Here is a 15173-nt window from a genome sequence, read left to right on the forward strand (position 1 = left end):
CCGGAGCCCACGCGAGGAGAACTGGAGCGGACCCGGCGCGACACCGCGCCAGACTCACTTCAGGGAGAAGTTCACCGGAATGTCGATCATGACTCGCGCCAGCCGCCCCGAACGGCCCAGCGCGGGCGTGAAGTGCCACTGATTCACGGCGGCAATCGCCGCGGCGTCCAGGGCGGGCACGGAGCGCATCACCCGGGTGTGCGCCTGCTCCACCCGGCCGTCCGTGCCAACGATGACCCGCACCACCACCACGCCCTGGATGTTCCGCTGCTTCGCCAGCCGGGGGTAGTCCGGCCTGACCTGCTTGAGGACCGTGGGGGGCCGCATCACCTGCTTCAGCGTCAGCGCGTCGCCCGTGCCGCCAATGGCCGTCGACCCGACGATGCCGCCCTGCGTTCCACCCACGACGCCACCGACCACGCCACCCACCACCCCGCCCACCGCGGACGCCTCGCTGCTCGCGGACGCCGGCTCCGCCTTCGCCACCGTGGGTTCGGGAGCAGGCTCAGGCTCCACCACGGGCTCCGGCTCAGGGGGCGTCTCCGGCTTCACCTCCGCCACCGGCTCGGGCCGGGGAACGGGGGTCGGCATCACCCGCTGCGCCGGCTTGGGACGCGCCTGGCGCTGCACTTCCTTCTTCGCGGCCGGCTGCGCCCCGCCACCACCCGCGGGCGGCGGGGGCGGAGGCGCGGCGAACGCCAGCAACACCAGCTCCGGCTCCTCCCGCACCACCTGCTTCGGCGACGCCGGGGACACGGACAGTCCCGCCGCGACGACGACCGCGTGGAGCACGACCGCCACGACAACGGCCCCGCTCCAGCGGCTCCAGAAACCCTCCACCCCGGCGGCATCCCCCATGCGGAAGAGCGCCCCAGTGGGCTGTGCCAACACCGAGGATGCTGCATCCGCGGCGGGCTCCGGAAGTTCGAAATTGAGAATCGTTCTCACTCTCACTGCGGACGTGGATACCCCCCACGGCCCTCACCGTCAACGCTCGCTGAGTAAAACTTCTTACGCCCGGTGGAACGCCCGCCCGGTCGTCCACGGAGGGATGGCGCGCGGAAAAGCCCTTTCGCGGCAGCCCTTTACAGGCGGCTGAAGGACCAGCTCAGCGCGCGGCCACCGGAATACGGCATGACCCCATGGAACGGCCGGGGGTCGGCGTCGAACACCAGCGGCAGGAAGTGCCGGTCGCCGTCCCACAGGTTGAGGCCTTGGATGTCCGCCACGGGCACCCAGGAGAGGGAGCCCTCCGGGTTCCGCTCGAGCGGGGTGCCTTCGAAGCCGTCGATGCGAAACACGAAGCCCAGCCAGTCCTCCCCGTGCTTGCCGAAGCCGGGCCAGGAGATGGTGCCGCGCAGCACCATCCGCGTGCACTCGATGCCGGCCTCCTCGCGAATCTCCCGGCGCATGCAGGCGGCCACGTCCTCGTCGCGCTCCATCTTCCCGCCCAGGCCATTGAACTTCCCGTAGTGGGCGTCATCCGGGCGGGCGTTGCGGTGGACGAGCAGCACGCGCTGCCCGTCCGGTGACATCACGTAACCGAGCGTGCCGATGATCGGGGTGTACGGCATGGGAGCGACCTCGCGCGGTGCGGCATCCAGGCGTCGGAGCCCCTTGGCCACCACCGGAATGTGACAAAGCGCGGCACTGTAGTTCATGCCGGGCCAGCCAGGTCCCTCCTCACCCCGCCCTCCTCACACGGCGGGTCGGGGGCTTCCCTTTACGCCAGCCAACGCAGCGCGTTAACATCTAGCGACACTGCATTATTCTTGATGACAACCCGCGTCGTCGGGAGAGGGGACTCTTGATGTCGGCATTCCGCCCCGGCCGGTACGGCCTGTATGAGCCAGACACCGAGCATGACGCCTGCGGCGTGGGATTCGTCGCCCACCTGAGGGGTGAGCGCTCGCGAGGCATCGTCGAGGACGCCCTGGAGCTCCTCAACCGGCTCAGCCACCGGGCGGCCGCGGGCAGGGACCCACGAACCGGCGACGGCGCCGGCATCCTGGTGCAGCTCCCCCACCGCTTCTTCGAGCGGGAGTCCCCGAAGCTGCCCTTCGCCCTCCCGCCGCGCCGGCACTACGGCGTGGGCCAGGTGTTCCTCCCGCCCGAGCCCGAGGCCCGGGCCGCCTGTGAGGCCGCCTTCGAGGAGGTCGTCGTACAGGAGGGCCAGCGCGTGCTCGGCTGGCGCGACGTGCCCGTGAACCCGGAGCACCTGGGCCCCGTGGCGCGTGAGGCCGCCCCCGTCATCCGCCAGCTCTTCGTGGCGCGGCGGCGCATGGTCCCCAGCGCCTTCGAGCGGAAGCTGTACCGCATCCGCAAGCTGACGGAGAACCTCATCCAGGCGCGCGGCGTGGACCCCAAGGGCCGCTTCCACGTGGCGTCGCTGTCGTCGGAGACGCTCGTCTACAAGGGGCTGATGCTGCCGGTGGACCTGCCGCGCTTCTACTCCGATTTGCAGCAGCCGGACTTCGTGAGCGCGCTGGGCCTGGTCCACTCGCGCTTCTCCACCAACACGTTCCCGACGTGGGAGCTGGCGCAGCCGTTCCGCTTCATCGCGCACAACGGTGAAATCAACACCATGCGTGGCAACCGGAACTGGATGACCGCGCGGCGCGGCCTGCTCCAGACGGCGCGCCTGGGCGGCAGCCTGGAGGCGCTCCAGCCCATCATCGTCCCGGGCAAGAGCGACTCGGCGCAGTTCGACAACATGGTGGAGCTGCTCTACCTGGGCGGTCGCACCCTGCCCCACGCGCTGATGATGATGATTCCGGAGGCGTGGGAGGGCGACGCGCTGATGTCCGACGAGCGGCGCGCCTTCTATGAATACTCCTCCGCCCTGCTGGAGCCGTGGGACGGGCCGGCGGCCATCGCCTTCACGGACGGGCAGCTCATCGGAGCCACGTTGGATCGCAACGGCCTGCGGCCCGCGCGCTACCTCGTCACGGAGGACGACCGCATCATCCTCGCCTCGGAGATGGGCGTCATCGACGTGCCGCCCTCGCAGGTGCGCCGCAAGGGCCGCCTGACGCCGGGCCGCATGCTGCTGGTGGACACCACCGAGGGCCGCATCCTGGAGGACGAGGACGTCAAGCGCGACATCACCACGCGCTGGCCCTACCGCCGCTGGCTCCAGCGCAACGTCTACACCTTCGACAACCTCCCCGCCGTCACCGCCCCGGTGCGCCTGCGCGGCGAGGAGCTGTGGCGGGCCCAGCGCGCCTTCGGCTACACCGCCGAGGACGTGCGCTCGGTGCTCACGCCCATGGCGGAGACGGGCAAGGAGCCAGTGGGCTCCATGGGCACGGACACGCCGCTGGCGGTGCTCAGCGACCACGCCCCCAGCCTCTTCTCCTACTTCCACCAGCTCTTCGCGCAGGTGACCAACCCACCCATCGACCCGCTGCGCGAGTCGCTGGTGATGACGCTGGCCACCGCGCTGGGCCCGGAGAGCAACACCTTCGAAGAGACGCCGGAGCAGTGCCACCGGCTGTCCCTCCCCGGCCCCATCCTCACCAACGGGCAGCTCGCGCGGCTGGCGGCCATCAATGACGAGGGCCTGTTCGAGACGCGCCGCCTGTCGCTCCTCTACGCCCTGGACGGAGGCGAAGGCGCGCTCGAGGCGGCGGTGGAGAAGCTCTGCGACGAGGCCGTGGACGCGGTGGACGCGGGCGCCAGCATCCTGCTCTTGAGCGACCGCGGCGTGGACGCGGCGCACGCGGCCATTCCCGCGCTGCTGGCCATGTCCGCGGTGCACCAGCGGCTCGTCCGTGACGGCATCCGCATGTACACCGGCCTGCTGCTGGAGACGGCGGAGGCGCGCGAGGTGCACCACTTCGCCTGCCTGTTCGCCTACGGCGCCGCGGCGGTGAACCCGTACCTGGCGCTGGACACGCTCCGGGCCCTGGCGGACAGCGGCGAGCTGGCCGTGGACGCGGAGAAGGCGCAGGACCGCTTCATCCACGCCGTGGAGGAAGGCCTGCTCAAGGTGATGTCGAAGATGGGCATCTCCACCCTCCAGTCCTACCGCGGCGCGCAGCTCTTCGAGGCCGTGGGGCTCCAGCGCTCGCTGGTGGAGCGGCACTTCACCGACACGGCGTCGCGCGTGGAGGGGGTGGGCCTGCCGGAGCTGGGGCGCGAAGTGGCGGAGCGTCACGCCCGGGGCTTCGGCGCGGAAGCGGACGCGGAGGCCGGCATGCTGCCCGTGGGCGGCCAGTACCGCTGGCGCCGTCTGGGCGAGCGGCACAAGTGGAACCCGGCCACCATCGCCAGGCTCCAGGCGGCGGTGCGCGCGAACGACGCCGCCACCTTCGCGGAGTACTCGCGGCTCGCGGACGACGAGACGCGCGAGCACTCCAACCTGCGCGGCCTGCTCGAAATCGCCCACGAGGGCCGCACGCCCGTGCCGCTGGACGAGGTGGAGCCGGCGCTCTCCATTGCCCGGCGCTTCGTCACCGGCGCCATGTCCTTCGGCTCCATCAGCGCGGAGGCGCACGAGACGCTGGCCATCGCGATGAACCGGCTGGGCGGGCGCTCCAACAGCGGCGAGGGCGGCGAGGAGTCGCGGCGCTACACCCGGGACGAGAACGGAGACCTGCGCCGCAGCGCCATCAAGCAGGTGGCCAGCGCGCGCTTCGGCGTCACCACGGAGTACCTGGTCAACGCGGACGAGCTCCAAATCAAGGTGGCCCAGGGCGCCAAGCCCGGCGAGGGCGGCCAGCTGCCCGGCCACAAGGTGGATGAGCGGATTGCCCGCGTGCGCTGGTCCACGCCGGGCGTGACGCTCATCTCCCCGCCACCGCACCACGACATCTACTCCATCGAGGACCTGGCGCAGCTCATCTACGACCTCCAGTCGGTGAATCCGGCCGCGCGCGTCGGCGTGAAGCTGGTCAGCGAGGTGGGCGTGGGCACCATCGCCGCGGGCGTGGCCAAGGCCGGCGCCAGCTGCGTGGTCATCTCCGGCTACGAGGGCGGCACGGGCGCCTCGCCGCTGTCCAGCATCCAGCACGCGGGCCTGCCCTGGGAGCTGGGGCTGGCGGAGACGCAGCAGGTGCTGGTGCACAACGGGCTGCGCTCGCGCATCCGCGTTCAGGCGGACGGCGGCATGCGCACCGCACGGGACGTGCTGGTGGCCACGCTCCTGGGCGCCGAGGAGTTCGGCATGGCCACCGCCAGCCTGGTGGCCGTGGGCTGCGTCATGCTGCGCAAGTGTCACCTCAACACCTGTTCGGCGGGCATCGCCACGCAGGACGCGGGGCTGCGCGAGCGCTTCCAGGGCAAGCCCGAGGACGTGGTGAACTTCTTCCTCCTCATCGCGGAGGACCTGCGCCAGCGGATGGCCGCGCTGGGCGCGCGCTCCCTGCAGGAGCTGGTGGGCCGCGTGGACCTGCTGCGGCAGCGCCCGGCGGTGGACCACTGGAAGGCGAAGCGCGTGGACCTGTCCGGGCTGCTCGCCGCGCCGGCCGCGCCGGACAGCGAGCCGCGCCACTGCACCGAGCCGCGCATCAAGGACGTGTCCGACCACCTGGACCACGCGCTGCTGCGCGACGCCAGCGCGGTGCTGGACGGCGGACCGCCCATGCTGCTCAACGTGCCGGTGGCCAACACCCACCGCGCCGTGGGCGCCCTGTTGTCGGGGGAGATTGCCCGGCGTCACGGGGGCCAGGGGCTGCCGGATGGCCGGCTCCATGTGCGGATGAAGGGCTCCGCCGGCCAGAGCTTCGGCGCCTTCGTGGTGAAGGGCGTGACGCTGGAGCTGGAGGGTGACGCCAACGACTACGTGGGCAAGGGCCTGTCCGGTGGACGCATCATCGTCTACCCGCCGCAGGCCAGCCGCTTCACCGCCGAGGAGAACGTGCTGGTGGGCAACACCGCGCTCTATGGCGCCACGGCCGGCGAGGTCTACCTGCGGGGGCTCGCGGGTGAGCGCTTCGCGGTGCGAAACAGCGGCGCGCAGGCCGTCGTGGAGGGCGTGGGCGACCACGGCTGCGAATACATGACGGGCGGCGCGGTGGTGGTGCTGGGCCCCACCGGGCGCAACTTCGCGGCGGGCATGAGCGGCGGCATCGCCTACGTGCTCGACCGCGAGCAGTCCTTCCGGCAGCGCTGCAACCTGGAGATGGTGGAGCTGGAGTCCCTGGTGGACGAGTCCGAAATCTGGCTCGTGCACGGCATGGTGGAGCGGCACCTGCACCACACCGGCAGCGCGCTGGCGCGGCGGGTACTGGACAACTGGGAGCTGATGGTGCCGCGCTTCGTGAAGGTGATGCCCACGGACTACAAGCGGGTCCTCCAGGCACGGCGCGCGGCGCGCAGACCACCGGAGTCCACATCCGCGGCGTTGCCCCAGTCCGCGGCGGGGAGGGCCTGAGCCATGGGTAAGCCAACCGGATTCATCGAGTGGGAGCGCGTCCACGCGGTCAAGCGGGACAAGGCGGACCGGCTGGGCGACTGGCGCGAGTTCGCGCTGCCGCTGGCCCCCGACGAGGCCAAACGGCAGGCCGGCCGCTGCATGGACTGTGGCGTCCCCTTCTGCCACCAGGGCTGTCCCCTGGGGAACCTCATCCCCGACTTCAACGAGGCCGTGTACCGCGGGCGCTGGCGCGAGGCGTACGACCTGCTCAGCCGCACCAATGGCTTCCCGGAGATGACGGGCCGGCTGTGCCCGGCGCCGTGCGAGGCTGCGTGTGTGCTCGCCATCGACCGGGACCCGGTCACCATCGAGCAGATGGAGAAGGAAATCGTCGAACGGGCCTTCGAGGAGGGCTGGGTGAAGCCCCGGCCTCCGGCACGCCGCACCGGGAAGACGGTGGGCGTGGTGGGCTCCGGGCCCGCGGGACTGGCGGCGGCGGCGCAGCTCAACGCGGCCGGACACACCGTCACCGTGTACGAGCGGGCCGCCCGGGCCGGCGGCCTGCTGCGCTATGGCATCCCCGACTTCAAGCTGGAGAAGTCCGTGGTGGACCGGCGCCTGGCGCTGATGGAGGCGGAAGGCATCACCTTCGTCACCGGCGTGGACGTGGGCGGTGCCCTGAGCTACCGCGCGCTGCGCGCGAAGCACGACGCCCTGGTGCTGGCCATGGGCGCGCGCCGTCCGCGCGAGCTGGAAGTCCCCGGACGCGAGCTGTCCGGTGTCGTCCAGGCCATGGAGTACCTGGAGCACCAGAACCGGCTCGTCTCGGGCCAAGGCCAGAAGGACTCACGCCTGGACGCGGCCGGCCGGCACGTCGTGGTGCTGGGCGGCGGCGACACCGGCTCGGACTGCCTGGGTACCGCGCTGCGTCAGGGTGCGGCGAGCGTGCGGCAGGTGGAGCTCCTCCCCGCCCCGCCCGCGGTGCGCGCGGAGGGCAACCCCTGGCCGAGGTGGCCCGTCATCTTCCGCACCTCCACCAGCCAGGAGGAAGGCGGCGAGCGCCGCTTCGCGCTGATGACGAAGCGGCTGACGGGCAGCGACGGACGGCTCCAGACGCTGCACGCCGTGGAAATCGAGTTCCAGCCCGAACCTGGCGCCCTGCCCCGCCTCATTGAACGTCCCGGCACCGAGGTGACGTTCGAAACGGACCTGCTGGTGCTGGCCATGGGCTTCACGGGGCCCGAGGTGGGTAACCTCTCCGAGGAACTGGGGGTAAAGCTGTCTCCCCGCGGCACGGTACAGGTGGACGCGCGCTTCGCCACGTCCGCGGACGGGGTGTTCTGCGCCGGGGACGCGAGCCGGGGCGCCAGCCTCATCGTCTGGGCCCTGTCGGACGGTCGCGAAGCCGCCAAGGCCTGCGATGCGTATCTTTCCGGGGGGCGCTCCGCGCTTCCTACCCGGGGTGCGGACTGCGCCTTCTGAGCGGAATGAAACGCCCGGGTCGCCTTTTTGGGGCGAGTCGGGAATAAATAGCAGGCGAGGCAGTTAGAATGGGCTTAACCCATTACTCCCTCCCACAGGAGGCCCCTGACATGCGAAGCGAACAGACCCTCATCGTGACCGAAGCCGACTTGGAGCGCCTGCGCCAGGTGGTGGACCACAACGGAGGCGGCCGCACGGCCGAGTTCGCGGAAATGCTTGACGCGGAGCTGACCCGGGCCCGCGTCGTCGCGTCGGAAGAGGTGCCGCCCGACGTCGTGACGATGAACAGCAAGGTCGTCTTCGAGGACGAACAGACGGGAGAGCGCCGGGAGGTCACCCTTGTCTACCCGCGCGACGCCAGCAGCGACGAGGGGCGCATCTCCGTCCTGGCCCCCATCGGCAGCGCGCTCATCGGCCTGACCGTGGGGCAGACCATCACCTGGCCCCTGCCGGGCGGACGCTCCAAGCAGCTGCGCATCGTCGCGGTGCCCTACCAGCCCGAGGCCTCGGGCCACTACAACCTCTGATTCGGCTTCCCCCGGACGGCACCGTACGCCCTCGTGGCGGACGGTGCCGTTCTCCGTTTCAGCGCAGCCCCACGCGCTTCGCCAACTCCTGCGCCAGGGCCCGCAGCTCCTCCACGCCGGCCGCCTGCGGGCTCGTGTCGAACACCACCTCATAGCCCAGCCCCGCCTGGTTGATGGACTCCGAGCGCGGAATCCGAGCCCTCAACACGGGCACGGTGGACTCGCTCAGCGCGCCCTCCATGGCCTCGTTGGTCGCGGTGGTGCGGCGATCCCACAGATTCACCACCGCCACCAGCTCACCGCCCTGCTCGCGAACGTCACGCCAGGCGGTCTCGATTTCCCCCAGCCCCTGGAGCGCGAAGGCGCCGGTGGGCACGGGGGCCACGACCAGGTCCGCGGAGGCGAGCACGGCCTCGGTGTAGGCGCCGATGCTGGGCGGGGTGTCCGCGAGGATGATGTCCGGCGTCCACCCCAGCGTCTTGAGCGCGCGAGGAATCGCCTGGAGGCGGTGGCCCCACTGGAACAGCTCGCGCTCCTGCGCGGCCATGCGCGGCGCGGCGGGGGCGATGAACAAGCCGGGCCGCTTCGGTGAAGCCACCACCACCTGCGCCAGCGTGTGCCTGGGACGGGGCCCGAGCGCATCCCCCACGCAGGGGCCTTCCCGGCTCTCCAGCCCCAGCACCAGCGACGCATGGGCCTGGGGGTCCAGGTCCAGCAGCAGCACCTGGCGGCCGGCATCCGCGAGGGCCGCCGCCACATGCGAGCAGAGCGTCGTCTTGCCGACGCCGCCCTTGATGGTGGAGAACGCGATGAACGCCATGCCCCGGTCTATACCGGACGACCCACGGGGAGAGAAGCCACGGGCGGCGGCGCCTCCTCCATGCTCAGCTCACCCCCACCTTGCACTCGGGGAGCGCCTGGCGCAGCCGCTCGATTTCCCCTGGAGGCAGGGTCGTCCAGTACAGGTCCACCGTCCGCAACCAGGTCATCCGGAAGAGGACGGGCGGCAGCGTCGTCAGCGGCGTGGACTGGAGATCCAGGAACGTCAGGCGCTTGAGCCGCTCCAGCGCGTCGGGCAACGTCGTCAGCCCCGTGCGGTTCAGGTTGAGTGACTCGAGGGATTCCAGGTCACCCAGATCGGGCGGCAGCTCGGTCAACTCAGGGTTGAACGACAGATCCAGCTTCTTCAGCTTCGACAGGCGCCCCAACTCCGGGGGCACCGCCTTGATGCCCGTCGTCCGGACCCAGAGGGACTCCAGCTCGGTGAACTCGCCAATCAGCGCGGGCAGCTCGCCCAGCTTCCGGCCGTTGAACAGCAGCTCCTTCGAGTCCCGGGGGAACTTATCGAACAAGGCAGCCGGGCCCTTCGCCTTCGCGGGCGCCTTCGCCTTGATGGGAAGGGACGCGCCCGCCAGGTCCGCGGGCGCCACGGGCGAGGTGCCCTCCTTCACGTCCTTCAAGGCCACGGCCAGCGCCGCCAGCTCCTCCTCGAGCCACGAGGAGAACGTCCCCAGTTCCTCCACGGGGAGACTGTCCTCCACGCGCCAGACCACGCCGGACGCGCCTGCGGCGCCCCTGCCAAAAGCGAAGCCGTTGATGTCGTCAATGTCGTGGGCGGCGAACATCACGAACGAATAGGCATGGGTGCCCGCCTCGCGCTCCGCGCGGACCTCGTCCCATGGCCGGTCGGGCACGCCCACCTGCTGTGACAGCCCCACCTGCCAGCGCGGAGGCAGCAAGCCCAACGTGGACGACGCGCCCGACAGCCACCGGTAGCCCAGCACCTTGACGAGCGCCCCGTACTCCGGAGGCAAGAGCGGCGCGGGGTCGAACACGGTCGAGAACGGCACCACCCGCGGCTCCAGGGCCTCCGGATACTCGCCGGCCGAGCCCCGCCCCAAGGTCTGGACGGCCTGCTTCTCCACGCGCTTCCACTGCGCCGCCAGCGACACGTTCTTCTTCGGCATGCCCGCCCATTACCTGCAACGACATGCGAAGGAAATGGGCACCTCCGCGCGCTACTTCTGCGTCATGATCCACTTCACCAGCGCGCGCGCCTCGGCCTCCGACACCTGGGCGTTCGCCGGCATCGGAATGGCGCCCCAGACGCCGCTGCTGCCCTTGCGCACGCGCTGCGTCAGCTTGTCCTCCACGCCCTCCTGCTTCGCATAGCGGGCGGCAATCTCCTTGAATGAGGGACCGACCAGCCGCGCCGTCGCTGAATGGCACGTCGAGCAGTTCTTGGCCTTCGAGAGCTCCTCGCTCGCGGAGGCCACGTTGGACACCGACGCCACCGCGAGAACAGACAGCCACAGAAAACGCTTCATCGAAGTCTCCAGTCCACACTGCATATCAAGGCTGACCGACATGGCAGCCCTCTCTGATTTTGCTGAGCTCCACGCAAACTAGCGCGCGGCACGCCCTTCCGCGACGCGCACCACGCGCCCATCGCCCAGGGTGTCCGGTGGGCTCAGCACCACCCGGTCCTCGGCGGACAATCCGTCCATCACCTCGACATGAGCGCCCAGGTCACGCCCCAGCACGACCACGCGCTGCTGGACGGCATTCGCCTCCCCCACCACGAGGACCGTGGGCCCCTCGCTCCGCACGGCCAGCGCGCTGGCGGGGATGAGCATGGGCGGAGCCTCGCGCTCGATGAGCAACCGGACGCGCACGAATGACCCGGCGAACAGCGCCTCGGTGTTGGCGAGCTGCACCTCCGTCAGGAGCGTGCGGGTCCCCGGGTCCAACACCCCCGCGGTCCGCACCACGCGTCCCGGCAGCGCCCGCGCGGGCGCATCCAGCGTGGAGATCCGCGCCTCGAGCCCCGGCCGGATGTCATGGGCGAGGGACTGCGGCACGTCCACGTAGACCTTCAGCGTGTGCGTCTGCGCGAGTTCAAACAGGCTCGTCATGCCGCTGCCACTGCCCGCGGTGACCAGCGCGCCCCGGTCCACGTTGCGACGCACGATGACACCATCGAACGGCGCCACCACACGGCGATACGCGTACAACGCCTCGAGGCGCTCCACCTCCGCCTTCGCGCTCTTCAACGAGGCCTCCGCGGAGTTGGCCCGCGCCCGCGCCTCCTCCGCCACCTCATGGCTGACGTTGCCCTCTCCCGCGAGAATCTGCCCGCGCCGCGCGGACGCGCGAGCGAGCTCCAGGTTCCGCTCCATCTCATCCAAGCGCGCCCGGGCCCGGTGACACTCCGCCTGGAGCTCGGGCGCCTCGAGCTCCGCCAGCAACTGGCCCGCGCGAACCTGGTCGCCCAGGTCGACGTGGATGCGGCCCACGAAACCATTGATGCGGGCGTGCAGCGACGCGCGCTGACTGGGAAGGACCGTCCCTGGCAACGTGAGCTCCGCCTTCGGCTCGGACCGCGTCACGCGCGCGGTGGCCACGAGCGGCGGCAGACGGGCTTCCACTTCACGTCGGTCCAACGCGCGCGACCGCTCCAACCGTGGCGCCACGCCGAGCCCCAGCAGCACCAGGAGCAACGCGGCGAACCCCCAGGGCCAGCGCCCGCCTCGCGCCGTGACATCCACGCCAGGAGTCTGCTCCGTCACGCTGTCACCGAGGGCTCGAGTTCAGGGGCCGCCGCGCGGACAGCCCGCCGCGCCTGCATCAGACTGTAGACGACCGGAACGAAGAACAGGGTCGCCACCGTGGCGCCCACGAGGCCGCCAATGACGGCGCAGCCGAGCGCGGCGTTCTGCTCGCCGCCCTCGCCCAGGTTCAGGGACATGGGGAGCATGCCCAGGCCCATGGCCAGCGCCGTCATCAACACGGGGCGCACCCGCACCCGCCCCGCTTCGAGCGCCGCCTCCGCCGCGCTCGCGCCGAGCGCGAGCTGCTCGTTGGCGAAGGACACCACCAGCACGGAGTTCGCCGTGGCCACGCCCACGCTCATGATGGCGCCCATCAACGAGGGAATGCTGAACGGCGTCTGCGTGGCGAACAGCGAAACCACCATGCCCACCACCGCCCCGGGCAGCGCGGTGATGATGATGAAGGGGTCCAGCCAGGACTGGAAGTTGACCACCATCAGCGCATAGACGAGCACCGCCGCGAACAGCAGGCCCAACAGCAGCCGGTCGAAGCTGGTGCGCATGCTCTCCACCTGCCCACGCACCTGGATGCGCGAGCCCGGCGGCAGCTCCTCTCGGTAGCGGTCGACGATCCGCTCCAGCCGCGACGCCACGCTGCCCAGGTCCGTGTCCTGGACGTCCGCGCGGACGTTGAAGGTGGGCTGGATGTCCACGTGGGTGACGAAGACGGGCGTCCACTCACGCTGCACCCGGGTGAGGTCGCCCAGGAGCTGAGGCCCCTCCCGGGTGGGCAGCGCCATCCGCGTCAGGTCCTCCACCGAGGACACCCGCGTCTCCGGCACGCGCACCGACACCGGATAGCTGTTCCCTGTCTTCGGGTCGATCCAGAAGCTGGGGCTCACCTGCGAGCTGGATGACACGGTGAGCAGCACGTTGTTGGCCACGTCCCGCTGCGTGAGCCCCACCGCGCTGGAGCGGACCCGGTCCACCTCGAAGTGCAGCCGCGGCGCGTTCACCACCTGCGACAGGCGCACGTCCACCGCGCCGCGGACCTGCCCCAGCTCCGCCTCGAGCTTACGCGCGATGGCATAGGTGGCCTCGCGCTGGGAGCCCGACACCTGCACGTCAATGGGCGACGGCAGCCCGAAGTTGAGAATCTGCGTCACGATGTCCGCGGGCTGGAAGTAGAACGTGAGCTCCGGGAAGCGCCGCGGCAACTCCTCGCGCAGCAGCCGGACGTACGCGTCCGTCCGGACCCGGCGCTTCGGAGCCAGCGTCACGAGGACCTCCCCGTCCGCGCTGCTCACGTTGGAGGTGTCCGTCAGCGCGAGGTTGTAGCCGCCCGGCATGCCCATCATGTCAATCAGGCTCACCCGGTCCTCGGCGGGGATGAGCTCGCGCACGGCGTCCTCCACGAGCGACAGGTACCGCTCCGTCTCCTCGATGCGCGTCCCCGGCGGCGCCACGACGTGAAGGCGGAGCTGGCCCGCGTCCACGGTGGGAAAGAAGTCCCGGCCCACGAAGGGCATCAACCCCACTGCCGCCAACACCGCGAGCAGGAAGAAAACCAGCACGCGGCGCGGCCGGGCCAGGGCCCCCTGGAGCGCCCTCACGTACCGCGCCCGGAAGCGCTCGAAGCCCTCCTCGAACCGGTGGTGCAGTCGCGCCAGCCAGCCCCTCTGGGGCTGTCCGTGCCGCTGGACCTCCGCGCGCAGCAGGAACTGCACGAGCGTGGGCACCAGCGTGCGCGAGAGCAGATACGAGGCCATCACGGAGAGCCCCACCGCCAGGCCCATGGGCAGGAACAGGTACCGGGCCGGCCCCTCCAGGAAGAGCACCGAGACGAAGACGATGCCAATGGAGAGCGAGGCGACGAAGGCGGGCACGGCGATCTGCTCCGCGCCATCCAGGATGGCCTGGGTGAGCGGCTTCCCCATGGCCAGGTTGCGGTGGATGTTCTCTATCTCCACCGTGGCGTCATCCACGAGGATGCCCACCGCGAGCGCCAGCCCGCCCAGCGTCATCGAGTCGAGCGTGTACCCGAGGCCCCGCAACACCAGGATGGCCGCGAGCACCGACAAGGGAATGGAGATGGCGATGATGAGCGTGCTCCGCCAGCTCCCCAGGAACAGGAGGATCATCGTCGCCGTCAGCAGCGCGGCGATGACCCCTTCCACCAGGAGCCCGTGGATGGCGGTCGTCACGAAGGAGGACTGGTCCGCCAGCAACCGCACCGACAACCCCTCCGGCGCGGCGGCCTGGATGGTGGGCAGCAGCTCGCGCACGCGGCGGGCGACCTCCAACGTCGAGGCGTCCCCCGTCTTCATCACGGACAGGATGACGGAGCGCCGGCCCTCCTCCCGGGCGATGTTCGTCTGCACCGCGAAGCCGTCATGTACATGCGCCACGTCTCGGAGAAACACGACACGGCCATCGCTCCGGCGCACCGGGATGTCATTGAGCGCGGCGAGCGTCTCCGGACTGCTGTTGAGCGTCACGCGGTACTCGTGCGCGCCCATCTTGATGTTCCCCGTGGGCAGGACCAGGTTCTGCGCGGAGACCGCCGAGGCGACGTCGTGCGGCGCCAGCCCATGGGCCTCGAGGGCTTCCAGGTCCAGGTCCACGGTCATCTGACGGACCTTGCCGCCCATGAGCTGGGGAATGCGCGCGCCCCGGACCGTGCCGAGCAGGGGCCGGACGCGTTGATTCACATGGTCGTAGATTTGCGACTCGGTGAGCGTCTCGCTGCTGAACGACACCTGGAGGATGGGCACGCTGCTGGCCGAATACCGGAGGATGATGGGCGGCTGCGTCCCCGGAGGCATGCGCCGGGTGATGGATTGCGAGGACGCCGTCACCTGGGCCATGGCCTCGGCCACGTCAGCCCCGGGGTGTAGATACAACCGGGCGACCGATACACCGTCGAATGACTGGCTTTCCTGCCGGGCCAGGTTCGCCACGTTGTTCGCCAGGGAGTATTCACTGTATTGAGTAATCTGCCGCTCAATCTGCTGCGCGGGCAGCCCGTCATAGCTCCAGACGACGCTGATGACGGGGATGTCGACCTCGGGGAGGATGTCCGTGGGGGATTCGCGGATGACCTGCACACTCACGAAGACGAGCAGCAGCGCCGCCACCACGAAGGTATAGGGGCGTCGGAGCGCCAGCCGGACGATCCACATATCGCCTCCGCTCTTTGCCATGGAGCAGCAATCGAGGCAATGTCCGCAACCCTTGCTTCCGCTGGGAAGACTG

The 15173-nt window shown here is 70.4% G+C and carries 10 protein-coding genes; 3 read left to right on the forward strand and 7 right to left on the reverse strand.

Going from position 1 to position 15173, the window contains the following annotated elements:
* Positions 1 to 54: 54 nt before the first annotated feature.
* A complete protein-coding gene (locus BLU09_RS34515) occupies positions 55 to 948 on the reverse strand; it encodes a TonB family protein (protein ID WP_244172283.1) in 894 nt (297 codons plus the stop codon).
* A gap of 137 nt (positions 949 to 1085) precedes the next feature.
* Entirely contained in the window at positions 1086 to 1574 is a 489-nt protein-coding gene (locus BLU09_RS34520; protein ID WP_090495441.1) for an NUDIX hydrolase, read from the reverse strand.
* Between the two features lie 236 nt (positions 1575 to 1810).
* On the opposite strand from BLU09_RS34520, the gene gltB reads away from it, so the two are divergent.
* From gltB to rnk, 3 genes are all read left to right on the forward strand, one after another.
* The gene (gene gltB, locus BLU09_RS34525) at positions 1811 to 6376 is read left to right on the forward strand and encodes a glutamate synthase large subunit (protein WP_090495275.1); all 4566 of its coding nucleotides are present in this window, start codon (positions 1811 to 1813) and stop codon (positions 6374 to 6376) included.
* 3 nt (positions 6377 to 6379) lie between these two features.
* Positions 6380 to 7840 carry a glutamate synthase subunit beta gene (locus tag BLU09_RS34530; RefSeq protein ID WP_090495278.1) on the forward strand — a complete coding sequence of 487 codons (1461 nt, stop codon included), beginning with the start codon at positions 6380 to 6382 and terminating at the stop codon, positions 7838 to 7840.
* Positions 7841 to 7950: 110 nt separating this feature from the next.
* Positions 7951 to 8367, forward strand: coding sequence for a nucleoside diphosphate kinase regulator (gene rnk, locus BLU09_RS34535; RefSeq protein WP_090495281.1), 417 nt, complete (start codon positions 7951 to 7953; stop codon positions 8365 to 8367).
* A gap of 58 nt (positions 8368 to 8425) precedes the next feature.
* On the opposite strand, the gene BLU09_RS34540 is transcribed toward rnk, so the two are convergent.
* The 5 genes from BLU09_RS34540 to BLU09_RS34560 form a co-directional block, all read right to left on the reverse strand.
* Positions 8426 to 9187: a ParA family protein gene (locus BLU09_RS34540; RefSeq protein ID WP_090495283.1), complete on the reverse strand. Its 762-nt coding sequence runs from the start codon at positions 9185 to 9187 to the stop codon at positions 8426 to 8428.
* 64 nt (positions 9188 to 9251) lie between these two features.
* Complete coding sequence (locus BLU09_RS39105; RefSeq protein WP_186817929.1) at positions 9252 to 10334, reverse strand: leucine-rich repeat domain-containing protein; 1083 nt, start codon at positions 10332 to 10334, stop codon at positions 9252 to 9254.
* Positions 10335 to 10385: 51 nt separating this feature from the next.
* Entirely contained in the window at positions 10386 to 10694 is a 309-nt protein-coding gene (locus BLU09_RS34550; protein WP_090495286.1) for a c-type cytochrome, read from the reverse strand.
* Between the two features lie 78 nt (positions 10695 to 10772).
* Positions 10773 to 11936 carry an efflux RND transporter periplasmic adaptor subunit gene (locus BLU09_RS34555; RefSeq protein WP_090495288.1) on the reverse strand — a complete coding sequence of 388 codons (1164 nt, stop codon included), beginning with the start codon at positions 11934 to 11936 and terminating at the stop codon, positions 10773 to 10775.
* A complete protein-coding gene (locus BLU09_RS34560) occupies positions 11933 to 15121 on the reverse strand; it encodes an efflux RND transporter permease subunit (protein WP_244172284.1) in 3189 nt (1062 codons plus the stop codon). The genes BLU09_RS34555 and BLU09_RS34560 overlap by 4 nt, the downstream gene beginning before the upstream one ends.
* Positions 15122 to 15173: the final 52 nt, after the last annotated feature.

It is taken from the genome of Myxococcus virescens (genome assembly GCF_900101905.1).
In the GTDB taxonomy this organism is placed as follows: domain Bacteria; phylum Myxococcota; class Myxococcia; order Myxococcales; family Myxococcaceae; genus Myxococcus; species Myxococcus virescens.